This is a genomic window from Microvirga sp. TS319 (assembly GCF_041276405.1).
Lineage (GTDB): Bacteria > Pseudomonadota > Alphaproteobacteria > Rhizobiales > Beijerinckiaceae > Microvirga.
In genome coordinates, this window is sequence record NZ_JBGGGT010000002.1 from 862,588 (window position 1) to 887,520 (window position 24,933).

17 protein-coding genes are annotated in these 24,933 nt (G+C 59.9%); 9 read left to right on the plus strand and 8 right to left on the minus strand.

Features of this window, described 5'->3' with window-relative positions; genetic code table 11:
• Positions 1-4 precede the first annotated feature (4 nt).
• The 4 genes from AB8841_RS13400 to AB8841_RS13415 all read left to right on the plus strand — a co-directional run bounded on the left by AB8841_RS13400 (position 5) and on the right by AB8841_RS13415 (position 3,794).
• A complete protein-coding gene (locus AB8841_RS13400) occupies positions 5-1,111 on the plus strand; it encodes an amino acid ABC transporter permease (RefSeq protein WP_370436330.1) in 1,107 nt (368 codons plus the stop codon).
• Positions 1,112-1,155: 44 nt separating this feature from the next.
• A complete protein-coding gene (locus AB8841_RS13405) occupies positions 1,156-1,899 on the plus strand; it encodes an amino acid ABC transporter ATP-binding protein (RefSeq protein ID WP_370436331.1) in 744 nt (247 codons plus the stop codon).
• Between the two features lie 27 nt (positions 1,900-1,926).
• Positions 1,927-2,964: a P1 family peptidase gene (locus AB8841_RS13410; protein WP_370436332.1), complete on the plus strand. Its 1,038-nt coding sequence runs from the start codon at positions 1,927-1,929 to the stop codon at positions 2,962-2,964.
• A 65-nt stretch (positions 2,965-3,029) separates the two neighbouring features.
• Positions 3,030-3,794: a gamma-glutamyl-gamma-aminobutyrate hydrolase family protein gene (locus AB8841_RS13415; RefSeq protein WP_370436333.1), complete on the plus strand. Its 765-nt coding sequence runs from the start codon at positions 3,030-3,032 to the stop codon at positions 3,792-3,794.
• Between the two features lie 143 nt (positions 3,795-3,937).
• On the opposite strand, the gene AB8841_RS13420 is transcribed toward AB8841_RS13415, so the two are convergent.
• The 7 genes from AB8841_RS13420 to AB8841_RS13450 all read right to left on the minus strand — a co-directional run bounded on the left by AB8841_RS13420 (position 3,938) and on the right by AB8841_RS13450 (position 15,106).
• Positions 3,938-5,188 carry an AGE family epimerase/isomerase gene (locus AB8841_RS13420; protein WP_370436334.1) on the minus strand — a complete coding sequence of 417 codons (1,251 nt, stop codon included), beginning with the start codon at positions 5,186-5,188 and terminating at the stop codon, positions 3,938-3,940.
• Positions 5,189-5,206: 18 nt separating this feature from the next.
• A complete protein-coding gene (locus tag AB8841_RS13425; protein WP_370436335.1) occupies positions 5,207-6,157 on the minus strand; it encodes a carbohydrate kinase in 951 nt (316 codons plus the stop codon).
• A gap of 63 nt (positions 6,158-6,220) precedes the next feature.
• Positions 6,221-7,159: an ABC transporter substrate-binding protein gene (locus AB8841_RS13430; RefSeq protein ID WP_370436336.1), complete on the minus strand. Its 939-nt coding sequence runs from the start codon at positions 7,157-7,159 to the stop codon at positions 6,221-6,223.
• A gap of 84 nt (positions 7,160-7,243) precedes the next feature.
• Entirely contained in the window at positions 7,244-8,275 is a 1,032-nt protein-coding gene (locus tag AB8841_RS13435) for a ribose ABC transporter permease (RefSeq protein WP_370436337.1), read from the minus strand.
• Positions 8,272-9,801, minus strand: a complete 1,530-nt coding sequence (locus tag AB8841_RS13440; RefSeq protein WP_370436338.1) for a sugar ABC transporter ATP-binding protein — start codon at positions 9,799-9,801, stop codon at positions 8,272-8,274. Before AB8841_RS13440 ends, AB8841_RS13435 begins: the two co-directional genes overlap by 4 nt.
• A gap of 261 nt (positions 9,802-10,062) precedes the next feature.
• Positions 10,063-11,544, minus strand: a complete 1,482-nt coding sequence (gene xylB, locus AB8841_RS13445) for a xylulokinase (protein ID WP_370436339.1) — start codon at positions 11,542-11,544, stop codon at positions 10,063-10,065.
• Between the two features lie 127 nt (positions 11,545-11,671).
• On the minus strand, positions 11,672-15,106 hold the full coding sequence (locus tag AB8841_RS13450) for a PAS domain S-box protein (RefSeq protein ID WP_370436340.1): 3,435 nt from the start codon (positions 15,104-15,106) through the stop codon (positions 11,672-11,674).
• Between the two features lie 864 nt (positions 15,107-15,970).
• On the opposite strand from AB8841_RS13450, the gene AB8841_RS13455 reads away from it, so the two are divergent.
• The 5 genes from AB8841_RS13455 to AB8841_RS13475 all read left to right on the plus strand — a co-directional run bounded on the left by AB8841_RS13455 (position 15,971) and on the right by AB8841_RS13475 (position 21,756).
• Positions 15,971-16,657 (plus strand): response regulator transcription factor, encoded by a 687-nt coding sequence (locus AB8841_RS13455; RefSeq protein ID WP_370436341.1) that lies wholly within the window; start codon positions 15,971-15,973, stop codon positions 16,655-16,657.
• A 674-nt stretch (positions 16,658-17,331) separates the two neighbouring features.
• Positions 17,332-20,121 (plus strand): chemotaxis protein CheW, encoded by a 2,790-nt coding sequence (locus AB8841_RS13460; protein WP_370436342.1) that lies wholly within the window; start codon positions 17,332-17,334, stop codon positions 20,119-20,121.
• Positions 20,122-20,123: 2 nt separating this feature from the next.
• Complete coding sequence (locus AB8841_RS13465; RefSeq protein WP_370436343.1) at positions 20,124-20,603, plus strand: chemotaxis protein CheW; 480 nt, start codon at positions 20,124-20,126, stop codon at positions 20,601-20,603.
• Between the two features lie 52 nt (positions 20,604-20,655).
• Positions 20,656-21,039, plus strand: coding sequence for a response regulator (locus AB8841_RS13470; RefSeq protein ID WP_370436344.1), 384 nt, complete (start codon positions 20,656-20,658; stop codon positions 21,037-21,039).
• 54 nt (positions 21,040-21,093) lie between these two features.
• Positions 21,094-21,756, plus strand: a complete 663-nt coding sequence (locus tag AB8841_RS13475) for a protein phosphatase CheZ (protein WP_370436345.1) — start codon at positions 21,094-21,096, stop codon at positions 21,754-21,756.
• Positions 21,757-22,134: 378 nt separating this feature from the next.
• Here AB8841_RS13475 and AB8841_RS13480 read toward each other — a convergent pair whose 3' ends face one another.
• Positions 22,135-24,918: a heparinase II/III family protein gene (locus AB8841_RS13480; RefSeq protein ID WP_370436346.1), complete on the minus strand. Its 2,784-nt coding sequence runs from the start codon at positions 24,916-24,918 to the stop codon at positions 22,135-22,137.
• Positions 24,919-24,933: the final 15 nt, after the last annotated feature.

A 24,933-nucleotide genomic window follows, 5' to 3' on the forward strand; every position in this document is an offset into this window, starting at 1 on the left:
AGCGATGAACAAACCGGCTTTTCAGGCCAGTGTCGAGCGCGCCAATCAATGGCGCGCTCGTAGCAAGGTTCGCGTCTACGGCGCTCAGACCTTGGCGGCACTCTCGATCACCGCGCTCACTTTCATGGCCGTGGTGGCAACGGTCATCTCCGTCGGTCAGTTCGCGATCGAGGAGGGATGGGCTGCATGGCCTGTCCGGATCTTGGGACTCCTTCCTGCCGCCCTGTCCTTCCTCGTCGTGGCGTTCGCGGCACAGGCGGCCCGCCTGTCGGCGAAAGCCAAGTCGTCGTCCGACGTCTATGAAGCCCGCGCCCTCGGCGCCAGGGCGTCGGAGATGTCCTGGAAGGCCATCTCGTATTCCGTCGCCTTTTTGATCCTGTGCGCGCTTGCCTGGTTCATGGTGGTGAACGATGCTGCCGTCAGCCGCACATTCTTCGACATCGAGCTGATCATCCGCTCGGCAGCGACGGTGCTCAAGGCCTTCGGAACCAATGTGCTCATCTTCGCGGTCTCCGCGGTGCTGATCCTCGTCTGGGCTCTCGTGGTCGCGATTGCCCGCACGTTGCCGGGCGAAGCGGGCCGCCCGATCCGGACGATCGCTATCATCTACAGCGATCTCTTCCGCGGCCTGCCCGCCATCATCACCATCTATCTGATCGGCTTCGGGCTACCGCTCACGAACTTGCCGATCCTGAAGGATCTCTCCTCGAACGCCTATGCCATCATTGCGCTGACGCTTACCTACGGCGCCTATACCTCCGAGGTCTATCGCGCCGGCATCGAAAGCGTGCATCCAAGTCAGATCGCCGCTGCGCGCTCGCTCGGCCTCTCCTACTTCAGGACGATGCGCTACGTGATCGTTCCTCAGGCTGTTCGCGGCATCATTCCGCCCCTGATGAACAACTGCATCAGCCTTCAGAAGGATACGGCGCTCGTCGCCATCATCGGGACGATCGACGCTTTCAATCAGTCGAAGATCATTGCCAGCAACAATTTCAATCTCTCGGCGGTGACGACAGTCGCCATCATCTTCATTCTGATCACGATCCCGCAGGCCCGCTTCGTCGACAAGCTCATCGAGCGCGACCGCAGCAAGCGGCGGTCCGGTTGAGCACCGGCCCAAGGCGACAACGGAACGGCGGAAGGGACAACACCATGGCACTCGTTGAGATCGACAAGGCCTACAAGCATTATGGGAGCCTGGCCGTGCTGAACGGCCTCTCCCTGGATATCGAGGAGCATCAGGTCGTCTGCCTGATCGGGCCGTCGGGCTGCGGCAAGTCCACCTTGCTTCGGTGCATCAACAGGCTTGAGACCATCCAGGGCGGCGAGATCCGACTGCATGGCGACCGCATCACCGGTCCCGGCGTGGACCTCGACGTGTTGCGCCGTGAAATCGGCATCGTGTTCCAGGGCTACAATCTGTTCCCGCATATGAGCGTGATCGAGAACATCACGCTCGGTCCGCTCAAGGTGCTCGGAATGGATCGCGGCGAGGCCCGCGACAAAGCCATGGCGCTTCTGTCGCGCATCGGCCTGGCACACAAGGCGGACGAATATCCTGACCGGCTCTCGGGCGGGCAGCAGCAGCGCGTCGCCATCGTCCGCGCTCTGATGATGGATCCGGCGCTGCTTCTGCTCGACGAAATCACCTCGGCCCTCGACCCGGAACTCGTCTCCGAGGTGCTCGATATCGTGCGGGACCTTGCCGCCAAAGGCATGACGATGGTACTCGCCACGCACGAAATGGGGTTTGCCCGCGAAGTGGCCGACAAGGTGTGCTTCCTGCAAGAGGGAATCGTCTACGAGGAAGGACCGCCCTCCCAGATTTTCGGGAACCCTCAGGGCGACCGAACCAAGGCATTCCTCAAGCGGATCATCGATGCCGGGCGCCTCTGACGGCCGACATCACAGCGTGAGACAGGGATGAGCCGAACAGTCAAAGATTTCAATCTGGTCTGCGGAATTCTTCCGCAGGGTCCATGGAACGCGATCACGGATGTGCCGGGCGTCCGCGTGGGGCACTGCACATTGCGCGACCGCGACGTCAATACCGGCGTCACGGCGATCCTGCCGCATTCGGGCAATCTCTTCCGACGTAAGGTCGGCGCTGCATCTCATGTGATCAACGGCTTCGGGAAATCGACGGGGCTGGTTCAGGTCGACGAGCTGGGGACGATCGAGACGCCCATTCTTCTCACGAACACACTCTCCGTCGGCACCTGCGCGACAGCCCTGATCAGGGATGCGATCTCGCGCAATCCGGATATCGGGCGCTCGACATCGACCGTCAATCCGGTGGTGGGCGAATGCAACGACGGGCCCTTGAACGACATCCAGGCTCTGGCGGTGACGGAGAACCACGCATGGGCTGCCCTCGAGGCTGCGCAGGACGGGCCCGTGGGGCAGGGGAGCGTCGGCGCGGGAACCGGCATGACCTGCTTCGGCTTCAAGGGCGGCATCGGATCGTCCTCGCGCAGGATCGAACTTGATGGAAATGAACATCATGTGGGGGTGCTGGTCCTGTCCAACTTCGGCAATGCCGGGGACCTCGTGCTGCCGGATGGCCGCCGTCCCAGCCCGAAGATGGCAGAGCCGCCCGTCAGGGCGCAGGAGAAGGGTTCGATCATCATCGTTCTCGCCACGGATGCGCCGCTGGAGCATCGCCAGCTCAACCGGGTCGCCAAGCGCGCCGGAGCAGGGCTTGCCCGACTCGGTTCTTTCTGGGGCCATGGCAGCGGCGATATCGCCATCGCATTCACGACCGCCAATACGGTGGAACATGACAGTGGTGCCGATATTCTCGACATGCGGGTCCTGAATGAAAACAGGATCGACCTCCTGTTTCGCGCCGCCGCCGAGGCGACGCAGGAAGCCGTGTTGAATTCGATGCTCTCGGCGGATTCCTTCGTCGGCCGGGACGGCACAACGCGTGTCTCGCTGGCTGACATTCTGCGAGGCTGAACGACAGCCCGACGATCAACCCCTCGCAGCAGCCGGACGTGGCCAGCTGCTTGAAAGGCAGTCTCATGACCCAACGGTTAGGTTCGAAGCCTATCGTAGGAATTCTCGGCAACCGAACCTACGACGGATTGCTGCCGACACAATCCGTGGACGAGAAGTATCTTCGCGCCCTCGTCGACCTGTCCGGCGTCGACGTGATCATCCTTCCCGCGCTGGAGAACTCTTCCGGACTCGAGAACATCCTCGACCATGTCGACGGCATCCTTTTCACGGGGGCGGCAACGAACGTTCATCCGGACTATTTCGAGCCTGGCGCCGAGGAGGCCCGGTACAGGCCCTTCGATGCCGGTCGGGACGACGCTGCGTTCAGGTTGATCCGGCTGGTGTGCGAGCGCGATCTCCCGATGCTGGCCATATGCCGTGGCATTCAGGAGCTCAACGTCGCCTTCGGCGGCAGTCTCCATGCCGATATCGCCACGGATGAGGAGCACCACTGCCATGGCTCCTGGGTTTCCGGTGCCCCGCTCGAACAGCTCTACGGCCCGGCCCACGAACTGCTCGTCACGCCGGGCAGCTTCATGGCGGCACTGACCGACGGGAAAACTCCCGTCGTGAACTCTCTGCACGTCCAGGCCATCGACAGATTAGGGAATGGCCTCACCGTCGAGGCAAGGGCGCCGGATGGAACGATCGAGGCGGTCAGCGTCGACGGACGCACCTTCAGCCTGGGCGTTCAATGGCATCCGGAGTTCCAGGCTTCCGAGAACGAGTTGTCGCGCAGGATCTTCCAGGCATTCGGAGATGCGGTGCGGGCTTTCCACCGCATGTAGGAAATGCCTTAACGGAAAGGGCCCTCGGCGGCGCCGCTCTACAGCATCGGACGTGACATCGAACCCACATCCGATGCTGTAAGTCTACGGTTTTCTGAGCATCTTTTCATGCAAAACCGGTCCCCACTTTTGCGTCTGATGTGCTAACCCATTTCCTCGGATATGACCCGCGTTAGGCTTCCCGTTGCGGGGAAGAGTGGAATGAGGCAGGCCTGCAGGGCATGGTACAGGTCGGGCTTGCCCGTGAACAATGTGCCGGTCGGCTGGAGGTCTTCGGAGAGTTCCGGATGCCAGCCACCTCGCTCGTGGTCGATCAGGTGCTGGTCCACGAAACTCCAGACGTGCCGGTACCAAGTTTCGTGAAACGCGCTCGGGCTGTGTTCGCATAGGAAGGCGGCCGCGCCTATGGCTTCTGCACAGGGCCACCAGAGCTTGTGCGGCAGCCTTGGCTGGTCGTTCCAATCGAGGGCATAGAAGAAGCCGCCCCTCTCCTTATCCCATCCGAGCTCGACCGCTTGCTTGAACAATTCGCGGGAGGCCTCAGGCATCCAGCCATGCCGCTTGCCGCCCAGCACCCAGAGCTGCACCAGAAGGCGCGCCCATTCGAGCCAATGCCCCGGCGTCGTGCCAAAGGGACGGAACACATCGGAGCCGCGATAATCCCGGTCCAAGGACCAATCCGCATGGAAGTGCTCAGCCACCCGGTAGCCGAGCGATGCGGCGTGTCGCCCGATGATCAGCTCCGCGATGCGCTGGGCCCTTGCGAGATAGGTTCTCTCACCTGTCGCCTCGAAAGCGGCCATCAACGCTTCGGTAAGATGCATGTTCGAATTCTGGCCGCGATACTGGCTGATCGGTGACCAGTCGCGGGCGAATTCTTCTGCGACGGCACCATGTCTCTCCTCCCAGAAGTGCTCATCCAGCACCTCCGTGACGTCGGTCAGGAGCCGATCGGCGAGAGGGTGTCCGACAACCTTGGCGCTCGCGGCGGCCAGCAGCACGAAGGCGTGACCATAGGCCTGCTTCGTATCGTCCTGGGGTCCATTGTCGTCGAGCGACCAGACATAACCTCCATGCCTGGCGTCGCGGTGGCTCTTCCAGAGATAGTCCATGCCATGATCGACGATCGCGTCGCATCCGGGACGACCCAGAAGAACACCGATGGAGAAGCAGTGCACGAGACGCGTCGTGCTGTGGATCTGCCGGATCGAATCGGTGAGGTCGAGAGGACGGCCAGCATCGTCGAGATTGAAGAACCCGCCCGCCGGGTTGATGCTCCCGTGCTGGAAGAGCTCGAACAGAGTGTCGGCCTGCTCCATCAGCCATCGGCGGTGAAAGGGGCGGGTTGGCCAGCTTGAGCCGGTTGCGGGAAGAATGGGAAGAGGCATCTCCATGTCGAACTCCAACGGACCCTAAGCACGCTCTGCCATGAAACGGTTCACTTCCTCCCATGTCGGGGGATTCGCGCCTCGCCGGGTACAGACGATGGCTGCCGCGGCTGCCGCGAAATCAAGACCTGCCGTAACATGGGCTTCGTTCAATCCGGCAAAGCCGTGAGGCGTGAGAAGCTCGTTCGCATCGAACCAGGAGAGCAGCCCGGCGTGGAAGGTGTCGCCCGCGCCGACCGTGTCCACCACATCGATGCGAGGCGCAGGGCGCTCGATGACAGAGGGGCCGAAGACGCATAGGGGTCCCTCCGCACCCCGTGTCACGACGACGAGCTTCGGGCCGTACTGAAGCCACTCCCGCGCGACCGGGACGAGGTCCTGACCGGGATAGAGCAGACCGATGTCTTCGTCGCTCGCCTTGACGATATGCGCATATCCCATGAGCCGCTCGAAGCGCTCCCGGTAGATCGCCAGGTCGCCGACCACCCGAGGGCGGACGTTCGGGTCGAGCGAGATCACGCGCGACCCGGCTTCACGGCGGAGCAGCGTTTCGATTGCGCTGGCGATAGGCTGTACTCCGAGCGCGTACGAGCCTGCCGCAATCGCAGTCACGTCAGGCGGGAGTTGCGGGGGAAGCCTCTCGGGAGCGAGGGCGCGGTCCGCGCTGTCCGGGGCATAGAAGGAATATTGCGGTTCGCCGGATGGGGTTGTCGCGACAACGCTCAGAGTGGTCGGATTGGGGCACCGCAGCAGATAGGATGCGCTGACGCCTGCATCGGCGAGCCTGCTCGCCAGGAAGGCCCCGAAGGTGTCTTCCGAGAGGGTCGACAGAAAGGCGGCCGGACGGCCGAGGCGGCCGATCCCGATCGCCACATTGAAGGGCGAGCCGCCCGCCACGGCCTCGGCCGACAGCCCGACCGGAGACGGCGCTCCGACAAACAGGTCGATCAGGGCTTCGCCACAGACCAGGATCATTCTTGGCTCCCATATCAAAACGGCGCCGGAGCCTCCGGCGCCGCACGAGCTGGCGCAAAAGGATCAGGAGCGGGGCGCGGACCAACCTTGATACTGGCCGACATTGTCCCGCGTGATCAGCTTCGAGGGCATCAACGTTACCGTATTCTCTGGCTTCTTACCATTCATGGCGTCGTTGCCCAAGCGGACGGCGAGCTGCGCCATGGCATAGGGGTCCTGGCTGGCGGAAGCCTGGATCATGGGGCTGCCGGGATCCTTCAAGGCCGCTTCGATGTCGGGAGCGCCGTCGACCGACGTGATGATGATGTTGTTTCGGTTGAGCTGCTTGGCGGCGAGGTTCGTCCCAATGGCCTGGGGATCGTTGATGGCGAAAACCGCATTGATGTCCGGGAAGCGGGTGAGATGGCTCTGCATGACCTGGAGGCCGCCTTCGCGGGAGCCCTTCGCGTCCTGATCATCCGACAGGATCTTGATGCCGTTGTTCTTCGCGAAGACCTCCTTGCAGCCCTTCACCCGGTCGATGACCGCCGAGACCTGGGGGCCGTTCTGGATGATGACATTGCCTTTGCCCTGAAGCTTGTCGACGATGTACTGGCAGGCGATCTGTCCGGCCTGAACGTTGTCGGTCGTCACCGTCAGGTCTGCGCCCTTTGCGGCCGTGTCGACCGCAACGACCATGATGCCGGCGGCCTGAGCCTTCTTGATGGCAGGTTCGACCGCATTCGGATCCCCCGGATTGAGAAGGATCATATCGACGCCGGCCGCAATGAAGTTGTCGATCTGCGTGAACTGCTTGTTGAGGTCGTAATCATAGCCGACGGCCGTGACCCTGACGTTCGGATTGATCTTCTTCGCCTCGGCTTCAGCGCCACGGGCGAGGGCGACGAAGAACGGGTTGCCCATGGAGCCGAGCGAGATGCCGATGGATTTCAGCTCCTTGGCCTGAGCCGCACCCGCGCCGAGCGCTGCGGCTGCGACAGCCACCAGAAGAATACGCTTCATGTGTCTTCCTCCACGTGAGTTGGTCTTTGTTGCGCCGCGTCGGGACGACCAAACCTCGATCGCGGTGACCGTGCGGCATGACCTTCATGTGCGCGCGGAACCTTTCAAACGATAACGGTCGAGAGCCACTGCGCCGATGATGACGAGACCCTTGATGATGAATTGCCAGATATCGGAGACGCCCACGAGAATGAGGCCGTTCGTCAGGACCGCAATGATGAGTGCTCCGATCAGCGTGCCCCAGATCGAGCCGATGCCGCCGACGAAGCTGGTCCCCCCGAGAATAACGGCCGCGATGGCGTCAAGTTCGTAGGATTGGCCAAGCTGAAGCCCGTTCGCCGCATAGAGCCGCGCCGCAGACATCACACCGCCCAGCCCACTGGTGAGGCCCGAGGCGCAGTAGACGAAGAGGAGAACGGCCCAGACCTTGATCCCTGTCAGGCGTGCCGCATCGGGGTTGCCGCCGACCGCATAGACATGCACGCCGAGCACCGTGCGGCGCAGGATGAACCAGGAGACCAGCACGACGACGAGGGCGATCACCACCAACCATGGAACGCCGAACAGATCTCCGTTGCCGATGAATGCAAAGGGCAGTTCCGAATTGAACTGAGTGGTATCCGCTCCGAGTAGGCGCGCCAGGCCGCGCACCGCTGTCAGCGAGCCGAGCGTCACGATGAACGGCGGCAGCCCGATAAAGGCGATGAGCGCGCCGTTGACGAAGCCCAGCGCAAGTCCCATCAGCATGGCGGCAGGAATGCCCAGCATGCCCCAGTCGGGAATTTTCGAGGCGAGGATCGCCACCATGGCGGCTGCCGCGAGAATGGAGCCAACGGAGAGGTCGATGCCGCCGGTGAGAATGACGAAGGTCATGCCGGCGGCAAGAACGATATTGATCGATGCTTGCTGCGCGACGATGGAGAGGTTCTGGACGCTCAGGAAGCGCCCCGACATGAGGTCGAAGGCGATGCCGAGAATGATGAGCACGGGCAGCATGCCGACAGCTTGCAGGGTGGATCGCCATGCAAGGCGTCGCCGCAGGCTTTTCCTTCCCGCATCTGCGCTTATTGCTCCTGAACTCTGAAGAGATGCGCTGGTCTCATTGGGAGATGTCATGCGGCGGCTTCCTTTACCCCGGTCGCGATCGCGACGATGTTCTCCTGGGTCATGGGCGGGTGACCGGCACCCCCCACTTCGCCGGCGATCCTTCCCTCGCGCATCACCAGAACGCGGTCGCAGATGCCGACGATTTCAGGAAGCTCGCTCGAAATGACGATGACGCCGACGCCGCTTCTGACAAGCGCGTCGATCAGTCGATAGATCTCCGATTTCGCGCCGATATCCACCCCGCGTGTCGGTTCGTCGAGAATGAGAACACGAGGCTTCGTTTCGAGCAGGCGGGAGAGCAGAACCTTCTGCTGATTGCCGCCGGAGAGGCTGCCGACGGGCACAATGTCTCCGGCAACCCGGATGGTAAGAGAGCGGATCGCCTCGGCAGCCCGGGTTCTCGCGGTCTTCTGGTTCAGCACTTTCCCGGCGCGGGCATCTCGCCCGAGCACGTTCATATTGATGTTGTCACGGACCGTCATGTCCAGAAAGAGGCCAAGGTGCTTTCGGTCCTCGGTCAGATAGACGATGCCGGCATCGATCGAGTCCTCCGGATGGTGGATAGAGAGCGGCCGGCCCTGGAGCAGAATCTCGCCCCTGGTTCGGGCATCGGCTCCATAAAGAAGGCGGGCGAGTTCGGTTCTTCCGGCTCCGACAAGCCCCGCAATTCCGAGCGTCTCTCCCAGGTGCAGATCGAAAGAGCAGTCGTGGACCCGCCGCCCGTCACCCACGTTGCGGACGGAGAAGATCACCGGCCCCCGGCTTCCCTTCGCGTCATGGTCCTTCTTGTAAAAGGAGGAAAGGTCGCGTCCCACCATCATGCGGACGAGGCGATCGGCCGAGATGTCTCGGTGATCGAGCGTTCCGACATAGGCGCCGTCCCTCAGTACCGAGACTCTGTCCGCGAGTTCGTAGACCTCACCCATTCGGTGGCTGATATAGATGATGGCCAAGCCCTCCGCCCGAAGCTGCCGCACGAGCGCGAACAGGGCGTCCGTTTCCCGAGAGGAGAGGGATGTGGTCGGCTCGTCCATGATCAGGATGCGGGCATTGGCGATGAGGGCGCGGGCGATCTCCACCAATTGCCGTTCGGCCATCGACAATTCGCTGACCCTGGTCGACGGCCCGAAGGAGACCCCCAGCCTGGCGAGCACGTTCCGGCAGGCGTTCTCCATCGAGCGGCGGTCGATCATGGGTCCGCTTCGGTGCTCGCGCCCCAGCAGCATGTTCTCGGCGACCGATAGGTTCGGCGCGAGAGCGAGTTCCTGATAGATCGTCGATATCCCGTGGTGAAGAGCGGCGAGGGGACCGTTGATCGTTGCGGGCTCCCCGTCGATCCGAATCTCTCCGCCGCTGTCGGCCTGATACGCCCCCGAGAGAATTTTCATCAGGGTCGATTTGCCGGCGCCGTTTTCCCCCATGAGGGCATGGATCTCGCCGGGATAGACCGTGAGCGACACATCGGACAGTGCCCTCACGCCCGGGAAGGTCTTCGAGATCCCGGACATTTCGAGGATCGGAGATGATCCGGTCATGAACCCTCCCTGTGCGGCGTTCCGCCAGAAGGGGTGCTGGGAGGTGCATTCTCCGGACGGCATCGGTCGGCATGCCGCTGCTTCAGAGCAGCCAAGAGCGTGCCCTGCCTGGATTTTCCAGGAATGGCGGCAGTGGTATCTGGGGATGCGACGACAGAGCCCCGGCCCACGGTTCTTTCCTCCCTGACGTCCTCGGCTTTGCAAGAGGCGACTTGATCGTTCAGGATGAAAAAAGACTAGGGCTGCTCAAAATACTTTCAATTACCACCCCGTCGGCGCATTCCGAAACTCAGGCTCGAGCGCTCGGTAGAGGCGGCGGAAGGCATCGACGCGCGGACCATACCGATCGACGAGGCGAGGCTGGGGCTCGATCGTCTCGATCACCGCGGGCGCCGAGCAGACTGTTTCCGGAGCCTCTCCGGTGGCAGCAAGCCGCGCCAGGCGCGCGGCACCGAAGGCAGGGCCCGTTTCACTCCCTTCGTACCGGGAGAGCGGAATGTTCAGGACATTGGCAAAAATCTGTGCCCAGAAGGCGCTGCGGGATCCGCCGCCGATCAGGCCGGCGTAAGAAAGTTGCGTGCCTGCCTGCACAAGGCACGCCTTGGCGTCGGCGAAGCTGAAGGCAACGCCTTCCAGAACGGCTTGGATCATGTCGACCGGCTGCGTCTCGGGAGAGAGCCCGAAAAAGACGCCCCTCGCGTAGGGATTGTTATGCGGTGTCCGCTCACCGGCCAGATAAGGCAGGAAGATCAGGGGAGAGGGGCCGCGATAGGCGGCTTCGGTTTGGCGCAGAAGCCCGGGGACTTCCGACTTGAGGAGCCCGGCCGCCCAAGCGAGGCAGCTGGCCCCGTTCAGCATGGCCGCCATCTGGAACCAGCGCCCCGGAAGGGCATGGCAGAAGGAGTGGACCAGGGTTTCAGGTGCGGGGCTAAAGCGGTGCGTGGTGACAAAGAGCTGCCCGGATGTGCCGAGAGAAATAAAGGCGGATCCATCGTCGATTGCTCCCAGGCCGACCGCTCCGGCCGCCGCATCGCCCGCGCCGCCGGAAACCGTGACGTCGCCCCGCAGCCCCCATGCCCGGGCAATTTCCGGGCGCACCATGCCAGACGGTGCCGATCCCTCGATCAGCTCGGGCATTCGCAGGCGATCGAGCCCCGTTGCCGCGAGCGCCTCGTCGGACCAGTCGCGCGCCGCTTCGTCGAGCCACCACGTGCCGGCGGCATCCGACATCTCGGTGATACAGACGCCGGTCAGCTTCAGGCGGATGAAGTCCTTCGGCGAGAGAACCATTCGCATGGCACGAAACGTTTCAGGCTCGTGCCGGGCGAGCCAGAGCAGCTTCGGAGCCGTGAAACCGGGCATCGGGATGACGCCCATCGTTCGAGAAAGCTCGGGATGGAACCTCCTAAGCTCCTCCGCCTCCTGAAAGGACCGGCCGTCATTCCAGAGGATGGCTGGCCGTAGAGGCTGCCCGCGTTCATCGAGCAGCACGGCGCCATGCATCTGTCCTGACAATCCTATTCCCTCGATCCCGGAAAAGGCGGCTGGAGCCCGAATGCAGAGGCGTTCAACGGCTGTCTGAACGGCGGCCCACCATGTCTCGGGATCCTGCTCGGACCAGAGATCTTGCGGGCGAGACGTTTCCAGAGGGATCGTCGCGTCGGCCATGGTGCGTTGCTCCTCGTCGACGAGGAGCGCTTTGACCGCCGAGGTCCCCACATCGATACCGAGATAGCAAGGCATGCGAAGGCTCCAACAGACCCGCCCGAAGGCTGCCGACCCAACTATAAACGGTACTCTAACATCTTGCGATGCCGGATACCTTTACGGGGGAAGCGGGTTATTCGAGGCCTACCGTTCCATGGGCTTCTCAGGATTCAGGCGATGCGACTTCTTCGACATCGACGTTCCTGACGGTGAAGTGGAACGTGGTTCCTGAAGCCGGGTCCGAATCGGCCCAGATCTTTCCCCCATGAGACTCCACGATGGTCCGGCAGATCGACAAGCCGACGCCCATACCGCTCGTCTTCGTCGTCGTGAACGGTGTGAAAAGCTTGCTCAGGACCTCCGGAGGAATGCCGGGGCCTGTGTCCCTCACGCTGACCTGGACCAGGGTCCCATCCTGAACCACGCGTGCATGGATTGCCAGGAAAGGATTCTGAGTATCGTGCATGGCTTCGACCGCATTGCGGAGAAGGTTGATCAAAACCTGCTGGATCTGAACGCGGTTGACGATGACCTGCGGGCTTTCCTGAGGAAAATCGAACTCAACCTGGATGCCCTTCTCCTTGGCTCCAACAAGTCCGAGGGCACTGGCCTCTTCGACGAGGCGTTGAAGGTCTTCGATCCGGTGCTCGGTCTCTCCCCGCGCAACAAACTCGCGCAACTGGCGGATGACCTCGCCGGCACGCAAAGCCTCTTCGGCGGCCTCATGAACGGCGAGTTTGAGCATTGCCACATGCTCTCCTTCCATGCGGTCAAGGATCAAGCCGCATCCGTTGAGATAGCTGGTAATCGCGGTCAGAGGCTGATTGATTTCGTGAGCAAGCGTCGATCCCATTTCGCCCATGGCGGTGAGCCGTGACATGTAGGCGAGTTCGGCCTGCAGCTCTCGCATGCGCAATTCGGTATTCTGCCGGTCCGTGAGGTCGCGAACGAACGCCGTGAAGTAGCGCTCTCCTTCCCATTCCATCTCACCAACCTGTACTTCCATAGGGAAAGTGGTGCCGTTCTTCCTTTGAGCCATCGCGATGCGGCCTGACGTGACGATACGGCGTTCCTCTGGACTGCGATGATGACGAACGAAGTCGTCATGGTGCTCGCGGGCTACACGCGGCATCAGGAATTTGACATTCGTGCCGATCACTTCTTCGGGCCGATACCCAAAGATATGTTCTGCCGTGGCGCTGAACGATCTGACGATGCCCATCTCGTCGGAGACGATCATCGCATCGGGAACCGTCTCGAGAATCGAGCGAAGGTGAGCTTCACTGCGGCTCAGCTTGTCCTTGCTGGACTTCAAGGCAATTTCGGCAAGTTTGCGCGCCGTAATGTCTTGAACCGTGCCGATTTTGCGAACAGCTCTTCCATCCTGGTCCAGGACCGTACGGCCGGTCACTGCAATCCAGCGCTCTTCACCATTGTCGGCGCGGAAAATTCGGAATGTATCGCTGTATGCCAAGGCTCCATCGGTTTCGCCGGTATGGAAAATGTCCTTAAATCTGTCGCAATCATGCGGATGAACCAACTTAAGGATGCAATTCGTGTCAATCCCGGTATGCGGATCGAGGCCCAGGAGGTGATGAGCCTCCGGCGTCCACTGGTGTCGGCCGGTTACGAGGTCGAAGTCCCAAATCCCTAAGCTGGTTGTTTCCACAGCCAGGCGCAGACGCTCCTCGCTCGCCCGCAGTTTTTCTTCGGCGGACCGTCGATCATGAATATCGGCAATCGTGCCGGTCCACTCCTGAACGTCTCCCGCCTCGTCCAAGAGTGGAAGGGCGCGACAGAACACCCATCGATATTCGCCGGCCGGGCCCAGCATTCTGTGAGTAATCCTTGCCGCCTCCTTCCGGATGACGGCCTCCAGCCATGCGGAAGCCGTCTTGTCGCGATCAGCGGGATGGATCAGATCCAGCCAACCGAGCGGGGCTCCTACCATCGGTTCAAGGCCGCAGAACTCACGCCAGCCCCAGCCTTCGATGTACATTCCTTGTGCGTTCGCGCGCCAGACAATGGCTGCGCTGGTTTCGACCAATGCACGGTATCGCTGCTCGCTCATGCGAAAATGCTCGGCCGCAGCTTTTTGCTCATGGATATCCGTCAGCGTGCCGATCCACTGCTGGACGTCCCCATGAAGATCGACCAGCGGTATTCCCGTGACAAGGACCCATCGGTAATCGCCATTGGGAAGCAAAACGCGACACTCGGCCCTCCCGAGTTCTTCCGATCGGATGAGATCCCTCCAAGCTTCCGTGACGCGAACACGGTCGTCGGGATGCACGGCGTCCAACCATCCGTTTCTTTTGAAGTCCTCCGGAGTTTGACCCGTGAACTCCTGCCAACCGGGACTTTCGAGCAGGACACCCTTTGCATCCGCACGCCACACGATGGCCGTGCTGGCCTCGAGCAGCGCACGGTAACGGTCGTTGCCGAGACGCAGATCCTGCTCGGCTTCCCGGCACTGGCTGGCATCTCTTGCAATCGCGAGAAAGGTCTCGAGCTTTTCGTCGCTGTTCAGAATGGGGGTGACTGTGACATCCCACCACTTCGTGGCATCGCAACGAAGCGTATCCTGTGCCTGGAAGCGCTCCGTTTTCCCGGATCTGACGGCCTCAAATGCAGCGTTCACATCCCGCTGGGCGGCGTCGTTCCAGAAATCATGCCAAAGGCAGCCATCGATTCTGGAAAAATCGTCAATCTCCATAGCCTTCTGGCCGCGCTCATTCATGAACAGGAGACGGCCATCCAGATCGAAGACCATGGCACAGCCGTCAAAGCTCGCGAGCAGGCGATCGGCGAATTCCTGACTCGATGAAAGCGCGTGTTCGACTTCGCTGACGGCATTGATATCGACGCTCGTGCCAATCCACCGCTCGACATGCCCTTCACTGTTTCGCAAAGGCTGAACGCGGGAGGAAACCCATCGGTAGCCGCCCGAGTGATGCCTCAAACGATATCTTACCTCTTCGAACCCGGCCGTGGCGGCCCCCTGCAGACGGCTTGCGAGCTCAGCCTCAGCGTGACCGGATACCGGGCTTTCCGGGCGTTCCTGCCTGTGCTGAGAATTCAGCAAGGTAAGCCGTTTGGCCGCGAGTTCGCGGGTCACCAGCCGAGACAGCGCGAGAAGACTTTCTGACTGTTTTCGGCTGAGAGGGCCGGAATGGGAGGCCGTGTCAAGGACGCAAAGAGAGCCCAGCGCAATTCCGTCGTCGCTCCATAGCGGCACGCCAGCATAGAAGCGTGCATGGGGTTCGCCTACGACGAGAGGCTTGGCCTTGAACTCAGGACGTTGAGAGATCTCCTCGACGCTGATCACGTCCGTGCCTTGGAGAGCATGGGCGCATATGGAAGCGTCGATAGGGATTTCGCGCAGGTCGATTCCAGTTGCCGCACTAAACCATTGACATTCTTGCCCAATGAACGTGACGGCTGCCATCGGGCACCCGCAGATCTGTGCGGCCAGTTGCGCAATGTCGGAAAAAGCTGGTTCAGGGCTTGAGGCGCTGATCCCCAATCGGCTGAGGATAGAATCGCGATGAGCACCAAAGGCTGAGAAGAGTCCACCCTTGGACGAATGGTAGGTCATAGATGGGGCCGGCCGAGGAGCGTTATTGTTCTTTTTACACATTGAGCGGTTCGGCCATCAAAGGGAACTGAAAATTTCAATGGGTTCGTCCTTATGGACAAACACGATGCGCTATGTGCCGCAAAGGGGCGATTAACGTCTCTTAAACTTGGTGTGCTCTATGGCGGGGGTTGCCTGCCCGGTTCTCCAGCATCTGGCGCATCGCGCGGTCCGCCGGGACCCGCTAGCGAAAATTGGCCCCGGTTTTCCGCGAGAACGGTGCGCTTTTCCAAGAAGGGAGCATCGGAGGGAGACCCAAAAGGGTCAATCCACTTCCCGCGTCCGATGCTCTAGGATGCGCGAGATTGGAGCAAGGTTGGCGAGCTATGATCAGCTCGCCCAGAAAGGCTTTTGGGGTCGAGGCAGGATAAAGGCGCTGGGCGAATCGGCCCAAAACGGGCGCCGCCAAGCCAGGGCGAACCAAGCGCGCTTGAGCGGCCAAATAGGCAGGATTACGTAGTGATTTATTTCGCATAATCCTTAGTTATGAAACAACATAAATAAAATTGCCGGCCATTATTTTCCTGGTGGTGAGGGGCTTCTTCAGCGAAGGAAAATGTTGAGCCTCAGTGGGTTGGCATTTCAGACGGCAATTTACCCGATTCGGGTTAAGCAGCCATGAGCCGAGGCTGGGCAGGAAACCCAAAACTTAACAGTCATTAACTTTCCGGGTCTTGACTCTCTGTTTCAATACGTATTGCCCGTCAAAACGAATGGGCATAGTTTCCAATCGCCGAACAAAAATATCCGCCGATTGCGGCGAGAAAACGGCAAGACTGACATTGTATTGAGTAAGTATTTCGGAATACAGGCTGGGGGCCTATCATGTATATCGTTGTCGATGATCGACAAATTGTGACGTCTGGGTATGTAGCAAGCTTCAAGCGCGAAGGTGTTTCTTCGATTGGCTTGTACTCGAGCGAATTCAGCGAGTGGTTGGAAACGGCGTCCGATACCGACATGGAAGCAATTCAGGGCTTCGTTCTCGGTACCTTCGAGCAGCGCGCCACTTTCGCAGAGAGCATCCGGCGCCACTCCAAAGCTCCCATTATCGCATTGAGCGACGTTCGCTCCCTCGAGGAGACGCTGGAGCTCTTTACGGCCAAATTCGACGATGTCGTCCGCAAGCCGGTTCACGTGCGTGAAATCCTGGCCCGTTCAGAGGCCGTGTGGCGACGGGTCAATGCGGGCCTTGGAAGGTCGAACCAGAACGATAAGGATCGTCTCAAGGTTTTCTTCGACGGACGCGATCCCGAGATCGATGGAATTCCGCTCGCATTGCCTCGCCGTGAGCGTCATATCCTTGAGTACCTGGTTCGCAAGAAGGGTCATCGCCTGACGAAAAAGCAGATCTTCGACGCGGTCTATGGTCTTTATAGCGACGATGTCGAGGACAGCGTCGTCGAGGGGCATATCAGCAAGCTCCGCAAGAAGCTGCGGCAGCGTCTGGGATACGACCCGATCGACGCAAAGCGCTATATCGGCTATTCCTATACGGGTCCGGTCTCGTAAAAATACGAGCTGCCGCAAGGAACAGCGCTTCCGCCCGTAGTCCCGGTTTTTGAAATTGACGAATGGGCGAGCCGGGTTCACGCGGACCCGGCTTTTCGCGTTGAAGGTTAGCGCATCACGCGGACCCGGCGGGCCGCGCTAGAGCAAGTTGCATTCTGACGGGATCAGAATGCTTGCTCTTTCTCTTTGGCGAAGCATCGTTTTTCGCGAAGAACCGGTTCCCACTTCTTCGCACGATGCTCTAGCGAAAGCCGGCGCCACATTTTCGCAAGATGCGCGAGCGACTGGCAATACTCGCACGGTGATAACGAGGCTTCGGTAAGCCAGCTTGACGCAAGATAGACTGGGTAAGGTCAGAAAAGCTATTCGGAACGTCAAGTTTTCTGTCCATGTCTCGCCCGATTTCCCGCTTCCTGGGGACGCCCACGATCGCTGCCCCGGCTGCCTGCACTCTTGTCGCTGCTGCTCCTTCGCAGGAGGCTCTGAGCGATGTCTCGACATGGCGAAGCATCGATGATCGAGGATCTGCCGCTTCACGACGAGAGATTGCCGCAAGCAGATCTTCGCAGCGTGAAGAGAAAGCTCTCGCCCCGATACCCGATATCGAAGCCACCTAACCCAAGCCTCATGCGAACACGCGGCACCAATTACTCTAACCGAGATGAGACACGGTGATGGACGACCTTCTCCTTGAGTTCCTGACGGAGACCAACGAACACCTCGAAACGGTCGATGTGGAGATGGTCCGTTTCGAGCAGGATCCCAACAATCAGGCCATCCTCAGCAATATCTTTCGACTGGTCCATACCATCAAGGGTACCTGCGGCTTCCTAGGGCTGCCCCGACTCGAGGCTTTGGCCCATGCGGCAGAGACGCTCATGGGTAAGTTCCGCGATGGTATGCCCGTCACGACAAACGCGGTGTCGCTGATCCTGAAGACCCTCGATCGCATCAAGGACATTCTTGGTGAACTGGGGCGCCATGGCATAGAGCCGCAGGGGACGGACGATGATCTGATAGCAACGCTCGACCGCATGGCGAATGCGCCGGATACCGTTCTGGAGTCGGCCGCTTCGCAGGCCACGAAAGAAACTGTGGGAACAGCGGTCTATCAGGTACTGGAGCGCGAACTGAAGCCTGGCGAGGTCTCGCTCGATGAGCTGGAACGCGCTTTCCAGGAGGCGCCGGGTCCCGACACGGGGGGCGCTTCCGGAACGCTCGTCTATCAGGTGTTGGAAAGGGCATTGAAGCCGGGCGAGGTTTCCCTGGACGAGCTGGAACGGGCTTTCCAAGAGGCTCCAGGACCTGAACTGGCGGTTTTAGCCAAGCCACCTGCTCAATTGCCCCCTAAGGCGACTGCGCCGAAGAAAACCTCCAAGAACGACGCCGAGACCGCGGAGCAGGGCGAGGCAGGGGAAGGCATTGCCGGAAAAGTTCAGACGATCCGCGTGAACGTCGATACGCTCGAACACCTGATGACAATGGTGTCCGAGCTGGTATTGACGCGCAACCAATTGCTGGAAATTGCGCGGCGTAGTTCCGAAGATCACGGCTACAAGGTGCCGCTGCAGAGGCTGTCCCAGGTGACGGCCGAGTTGCAGGACGGTGTGATGAAGACGCGCATGCAGCCTATTGGCAATGCCTGGCAGAAGCTGCCGCGTGTCGTGCGCGACCTCTCGAACGAATTGTCCAAGCAGATCGAGCTGATCATGCAGGGAGCCGATACCGAGCTCGACCGTCAGGTCCTGGAGGTCATCCGGGACCCCCTGACCCATATGGTCCGCAATTCGGCGGATCACGGGATCGAGAGTCCTGCCGAGCGTCGTGCGGCCGGAAAGCCGGAGAAGGGCATCATCCGGCTGAACGCCTATCACGAGGGGGGATCGATCACGATCGAGATCGCCGACGATGGCAAAGGTTTGAATCACGCCGCCATTCGTAGAAAGGCCCTCGAGAGAGGGATCGTGAGCGAATCGGAATTGGAGCGGCTGAGCGACGCCCAAGTGGCGAAGTTCATTTTCCACCCCGGCTTCTCGACAGCTGCTGCGGTCACGTCCGTGTCCGGGCGCGGTGTCGGCATGGATGTGGTGAAAACCAACATCGAATTGATCGGCGGAGCTGTCGATATCAGATCGGAGCAGGGACGCGGAACGACGTTTACCATCAAGATCCCCCTCACGCTCGCGATCGTGGCTGCACTGATCGTGTCCTCCAAAGATCAGCGGTTTGCCATTCCGCAGCTTGCGGTCTCGGAACTCGTTCGGGTCTCTCCCGCATCCGAGCACTCGATCGAGCGGATCAATGGTACGCCGATCCTGAGGCTGCGGGAGCGTCTGCTGCCGATCGTTCCTCTGTCAAAGATCATGCTTCTATCAAACGACGAGGAGGTCGATACCGGCTTCGTGGTCGTCACGCAGGTTGCGCAACAGCGCTTCGGTATTCTTGTCGACGGTGTCTTCCATACCGAGGAGATTGTCGTCAAGCCGATGTCTTCCAAGCTGCGGCATATTCAACTCTTCTCGGGAAATACGATCCTGGGTGATGGGGCTGTCGTGTTGATCGTAGATCCAAACGGTCTTGCCCGTATGGTTGGATCGGGAGCGCAGAGCGACGAATTCCAAATGGATGCCACCATCGATCAAACGGTTGTCGCCGTGGTGGAAACGACGAGCCTGCTCGTCTTCCGCGGTGGAGGGGAAAGCCTGAAGGCAGTGCCTTTGTCGCTTGTAACGCGCCTTGAGGAAATCGATGCCTCAACGATCGAATGGGCGAGCGGCCGGCCGGTTGTGCAATACCGTGGGCGCCTCATGCCGATCGTATCGTGTGATGATCAGCTTGAGATCAAAAAGCAGGGAACGCAGTCCCTCCTCGTGTTTTCCGACGGGGAGATTTCCATGGGGCTGGCTGTCGCGGAAATTGTCGATATCGTCGAGGACAAGCTGGAAGTCGAACTCCTCGCCGAGCGATCCGACCTTGTTGGATCTGCAGTCGTGAGGGGACGGACAACGGAGATCGTCAACATTGCGCATTATCTCCCTCTTGTTCTTGAGACTTGGTCGCGCTCCGGGCAAAAGAGCAAAAGCGCGAACTCGTTGCTGCTGGTCGACGGCTCGAACTTCTTCAGGGATATGCTCGTTCCGGTTCTCAGGGCATCGGGGTATCGCGTTCAGACAGCAGCGACGGCTCAGGAGGCTGCGCGCATGCTTGCAAGCGGTATGCAGCCCGACTTCATCGTTGCGGATCTCGAGCTGCCCGGGCATTCCAGCTTTGCATTCATCGCCACCCTGAGAGCCGACGACCAGTATCGCTCGACGCCCATCATTGGCATGACGTTACGGCCAGATCCCCAACTCATCGCCTTGGCTCGCCGGTTCAAGATCACGGATGTCGTGTCGAAGGTGGACCGCCGCGGATTGCTCTCTGCGCTCGCGGAGTTGGGTCAATCTCTTGAGGAGGCTGCATAGCCATGAATACGGTCGCCCCGAATGCACCGAGGAATTTCTCCCGAGAGGCGGAGTTCATCACAGTCACCGTCATGGGGCAGTTGCTTGGCCTCCCCATTAGCCGCGTTCACGATGTTTTTGTTGTCAGCGAAATGACCAAAGTCCCGCTGGCACAGGCGGAGATCGCAGGGCTTCTCAATCTGCGCGGACGTGTCGTTACCGCCGTGTCCTTGCGCAGCCGCCTCGGCCTCCAGGAGGAGGGCGGGGCAGGGCGTCGCATGGCGGTAGGGCTCGAATATCAAGGTGAAGCCTATGGCTTGCTCGTCGACGAAGTCGGGGAAGTCCTTAAGTTGAACCAGGATGAGATTCAGCCGAATCCGGTTCATATGGACCGGCGCTGGGTGAAACTGTCTCAAGGCGTTCATCAGCTTAAAGACATGTTGATGATCGTTCTTGACGTCGATGCAATTCTGTCCTTTGAGGCTGAGCGCGAGGCCGCATAGAGAGCTACGCTCGGACCATTCTCATTCATATAACCAGATAGGATACGCTACTGTGAGCTTAGACCTTTCAACCCCTGTCCTCGTCGTTGACGATTATCAGACCATGGTGCGCATTCTCCGCAATCTGCTGAAGCAGATTGGCTTTACAGATGTCGACGATGCTTCGGATGGACAGGCTGCATTTGAGAAGCTTAAGGCCAAGAAGTACGGTCTTGTGATCTCCGATTGGAACATGGCACCGATGACCGGATATGAGCTTCTTCAGCAGGTGAGAGCCGATGCGGAGTTGAATGCGCTGCCTTTCATTATGGTGACGGCCGAGGCAAAGACCGAGAACGTGGTTGCAGCCAAAAAGGCGGGAGTTAACAACTATATCGTTAAGCCTTTTAACGCCGAGACGCTTCGTTCGAAAATTAGCGCCGTCATTGGCGCATAATGAGATGTGATACGCATCATGAACCCACGTAAGAGCTATCGCATTGAGGCAAACATGACCTCTGCTCCCCCGGATGAGGAAGCTCTCGATCGTCATGCCGAGATTATGGACCTGCTTGGATCCATAAAGGAGGCGATTGTTCCGGCCCGGGAGCTGTCCGCATCTCTTGTTGAGGAGCATCGGAGGGACATGCAGGAGGCGATGCGCCTCAAGGTCGAACTGGATTCGATCTACGAGGCGATCGAGCGCACGAAGCGGGAGATCGCAACGCTCCGCTATGCCGGTTCTCAGGGCCAGGAGATCAACCGGGTCACGGACGAGCTCGGAGCCATCGTACTTGGCACAGAGACCGCGACCAACGCGATCCTTGCTGCCGCGGAGCGGATCGACGAGTTATCGGGTAATCTCGCGGCTCGTTTGTCAGGTGGTGATCAGGAGATCGCCCGCGAGATTTCCGATCAGGTCATCAGCATCTTCGAGGCCTGCAACTTCCAGGACATTACCGGCCAGCGAATCGGCAAGGTCGTCGGTGCCATGAAATTCGTGGAAGAGCGCGTTCACGAGATGATTGAAATCTGGGGAGGCCTCGAAAGCTTCAAGGATGTTGAAACTTTGGAACAGGCACGCGACGGTGATGACGCCCTGTTGAATGGACCGGCCTTGGCTACTGACAAGGGGATCACTTCGCAGGACGCAATCGACGCTTTGTTCGGGTGAGTGACACCTCCAGCATCGGGCGTGACACCGAACCCACATCCGATGCTGTTAGTCTATGGTGTCAAGCCTCTCTTCACGCGAAACCGGTTTCCGCTTCCCGCGTCGATGCTCCACGCCTTGAATGGCGCATCGTTCGGAGTGGACCCAAAGGGCCGCGTCAGCGAATACCGGATCCACTTTTCGCTAGAGCATCGGACGCAAAAGTGGGAACCGGTTTTGCGTGAAAAGATGCTCAAGACCATAGACTTATAGCGTCGGACGTGAGTTCGATTTCACGCCCGACGCTGTAGCGCGGCCCGCTGGGTCCGCACGATGCTCTAGATGATGGATGCCCGATCCGATTGGGCGTCCACAATTTGCAAGTTTGCATTTTGTTCGTCAGGCGCTTTCGCCTGGAAGGTGAGCGAGAAGGGTCTTGATTCTGTCCGTTTCCAGCAATCTTGAGAGACTATCCGCGGCCTGATCGCTGGTCGTGAGGAGAACGCCGCCGCAAACGGTGCCCTGGCCGGAAAATCTGTAGCGAAAAACATTGGCGGGCTGTAAGCCGCCCGAGGGGCGAGCCACAAATCCTTGAGCCAATGCCGGCACGTCGTTGCGCCCGATTTCAATCCCTATGCCGCTGAACTGGCCCGTTCTCCGATAGGGAATGATTCTGAGCTTCTCGTTCTTCCGGTAGGCAGCCCCCATTCCTGCATTCGCAATGGCCACGACGATAGCAGGATCGAAATGGAGAAGTCCCTCGAACGAGATCGGACCCGACTGCACCGCAAAGTGATCGAGGACCGCGATTGCATCGAGCCTGTCCAGAGTGATGAAGACGCGATGATGCTCATAGAGCGGTCCGTACACCGTGCTGCGGAGATGGAAGATGCTTGCGCCGTCAAGTTCCTCAACGGCTTCGATCCAGGCAAGCCCGGCAAGTTGCTCTCGTCCATCGGGAAGGGCAACGTTATGAGCTCTTGATGCAGTGAGGTACTGACGCGGGGTGCCAGTTTCGTGAAGTGTGGAACCACGGGGGTCGACGATCCAAGGTGACCCGCCTGTCGAGTAGACGAACGACGTGCAGTCATGATGGCCGCGTTCAGTGAAGCGGCCGGCTAAAGAGGTGCAGAAGTAGCTCCACCGAGCGTCATGGTCATAATGCCGTGCAGCGATCAGGCCGTCTTGCGTGGAGGCGAAAACCTTTTTCCCGATCGGATAGGAAAGCTCGGTCGCGAGTGCGGGATCCGAGAGCAGGCTGGTGCCGTAACCTGAAAGAAGGCGTCGTAACCAGGACGCATGATGGAAGCCGTGAGGTGCATCTCCGAAGGGAGGCAGAGAACCCGACGGGTCCGTCACGGCCACCAATGTTTGAAGGCCTTTCCGAAGTCGATCGGTCAGATCATGGCGAAAATCACGTGCCTCAGGCACCTCTCCAAGATGGCGGGCCAGAATGAGACCCAAAGAGACCAGCTCGAGTTGGAAGTGAGGGGACTGCTCAGTGAAAGTGCCATTCTCATCGATTAACTGTTTGAAGCCATCACTGAGATGGACCAGGGCGAGCGAGTTCCAGTACCCTGCGAGCGGTAGGCGCGAGAAAGCACGCGACAAGGCCAGAAGAGCACATGCGGCACGAAGATGAACGGTGGAATGCGAAAAGACATTCTGACCAAGGACCTCTGCCAAAGCGACTGCATGGCGCACGGTTTCGGCAAGAACGGTCAGATGGTTTCCGGCGGTTGTCGATTGCGGCGCGTTGGCAATCGACGAGAGGAGGAAAAGCAATGTTTCGGCGCGAGCCGATAAGGCTTGAGGATGCGCACTGATCGGATCGCTCGGATGACCCCAAGGGTTGGTGCGCGACCAGGATGCCGCCAGATCGATGGCACGTGCGAGTCCTGTAGAGGCTCTATTCTCGGACAGCTTGCGAAGCCATGTGAGAGAATGGAACTCGATCCGCCAAGCGGGGGATTGAAAAGGATCTTCCGACCATTGCGGCTCGTCGGGAAGAGGCCAAGACGGAAAGCTGCCGAGTGCGAGGCCGTTTTCCGTGATGGCAGCTTTCTTGCCGTGTTGCACCGCAGCGAGTTTGTCATGGAAAGTGAATGCGGTTGCCAGGGACTCTGCAGTCGTGAGCCCGCCCAGCTGAGCGCCGTCACGCATTTGCCTGCCTAACGACGTGGTGCTGCCGAGCTTCTCCATGATCCGCTTGAAGAAAGCTGGAGCACTCGATTGGTCGTCGCCCGAGTTCGCCTCCAAAGTCAGATCGTCTTCGAGTGAAACTTCGAGAGGAGTGACCAGTTCGACCCGCGTTTCGGCGTGCCATGTTCGAAAGCCGATCTCGACCCGCGTGGCCTCTGCCGGTGGGGTAAGGTCCAGCGTGAAGCGCCGCGCCTGCCGGTGCACTGGAATATCGACGAAGGCACCGACTTCCGGAGCAACTGGTAGTTCCGGATAGGGGGGAGGCAGCTCTTCTCCCTTTGCATTGCGATAGACGATGCGAGCCAGCACCCCCTCGGGGGCAAGGCTTTCATTGATGATCTGCCCGCGGATCAACAGGCAGCGCCCTGGGAGTACTGCAAATCTGAGCCAGGTCGGTGCAGAGTCGAGAACGCGCCATGTCCGGCGAGGGTTCAGGGGCCGGATCGCGCCGATACCGCTCGCTTGTTCAATCCCTTCGAGAGATGCTTCTCCCGCGGTTCTCGGAGCCTTGCCCTGAAGCAGCCTCGGTTCACTGATCGTAAAGGGGTGGGAGTTTCGCCAACTGCGAATGCTGACCGTCAGCCTCCTTGTCGGCGAGGGAACAAAAAATCCGAAGGATATCCTGCAAGACGTCACGTTTCGGTCGTAGTACCCGGCAATACCGACATACCAGCTGTGAGGATCGACTTGGGTTCTGGCCAGCCCCGGAACATACGCAAAGTCGATGCTCGACCCGTCTTCCGTTAGAAAGTCGAGGCCGACGACAGCGAAATCGTGGGCGGCAGAGTTCTCTTCCTGGGGGTGCCAGGCCAGCCGAAAGTCGACTTCGCACCATGTGTCCGCCTCTACGCCATCGAAATTCAAGACGGCGCGAGACCATCGATTATTGTTCGAGATGATATACTGGTTCGTTTCCGCGTCGTGTGCCTCTCCGTCGCGCTGGCTGCTTTGGATCGGAAGAAAGATAATGGGAGAGGGCATTGGGTACGCTTTGCG

Coding starts and splice junctions, on each gene's coding strand:
- AB8841_RS13400 (WP_370436330.1), top strand. CDS start 5: ATGAACAAACCGGCTTTTCAGGCCAGTGTCGAGCGCGCCAATCAATGG.
- AB8841_RS13405 (WP_370436331.1), top strand. CDS start 1,156: ATGGCACTCGTTGAGATCGACAAGGCCTACAAGCATTATGGGAGCCTG.
- AB8841_RS13410 (WP_370436332.1), top strand. CDS start 1,927: ATGAGCCGAACAGTCAAAGATTTCAATCTGGTCTGCGGAATTCTTCCG.
- AB8841_RS13415 (WP_370436333.1), top strand. CDS start 3,030: ATGACCCAACGGTTAGGTTCGAAGCCTATCGTAGGAATTCTCGGCAAC.
- AB8841_RS13420 (WP_370436334.1), bottom strand. CDS start 5,188: ATGGAGATGCCTCTTCCCATTCTTCCCGCAACCGGCTCAAGCTGGCCA.
- AB8841_RS13425 (WP_370436335.1), bottom strand. CDS start 6,157: ATGATCCTGGTCTGTGGCGAAGCCCTGATCGACCTGTTTGTCGGAGCG.
- AB8841_RS13430 (WP_370436336.1), bottom strand. CDS start 7,159: ATGAAGCGTATTCTTCTGGTGGCTGTCGCAGCCGCAGCGCTCGGCGCG.
- AB8841_RS13435 (WP_370436337.1), bottom strand. CDS start 8,275: ATGACATCTCCCAATGAGACCAGCGCATCTCTTCAGAGTTCAGGAGCA.
- AB8841_RS13440 (WP_370436338.1), bottom strand. CDS start 9,801: ATGACCGGATCATCTCCGATCCTCGAAATGTCCGGGATCTCGAAGACC.
- xylB (WP_370436339.1), bottom strand. CDS start 11,544: ATGCCTTGCTATCTCGGTATCGATGTGGGGACCTCGGCGGTCAAAGCG.
- AB8841_RS13450 (WP_370436340.1), bottom strand. CDS start 15,106: ATGACCTACCATTCGTCCAAGGGTGGACTCTTCTCAGCCTTTGGTGCT.
- AB8841_RS13455 (WP_370436341.1), top strand. CDS start 15,971: ATGTATATCGTTGTCGATGATCGACAAATTGTGACGTCTGGGTATGTA.
- AB8841_RS13460 (WP_370436342.1), top strand. CDS start 17,332: ATGGACGACCTTCTCCTTGAGTTCCTGACGGAGACCAACGAACACCTC.
- AB8841_RS13465 (WP_370436343.1), top strand. CDS start 20,124: ATGAATACGGTCGCCCCGAATGCACCGAGGAATTTCTCCCGAGAGGCG.
- AB8841_RS13475 (WP_370436345.1), top strand. CDS start 21,094: ATGACCTCTGCTCCCCCGGATGAGGAAGCTCTCGATCGTCATGCCGAG.
- AB8841_RS13480 (WP_370436346.1), bottom strand. CDS start 24,918: ATGCCCTCTCCCATTATCTTTCTTCCGATCCAAAGCAGCCAGCGCGAC.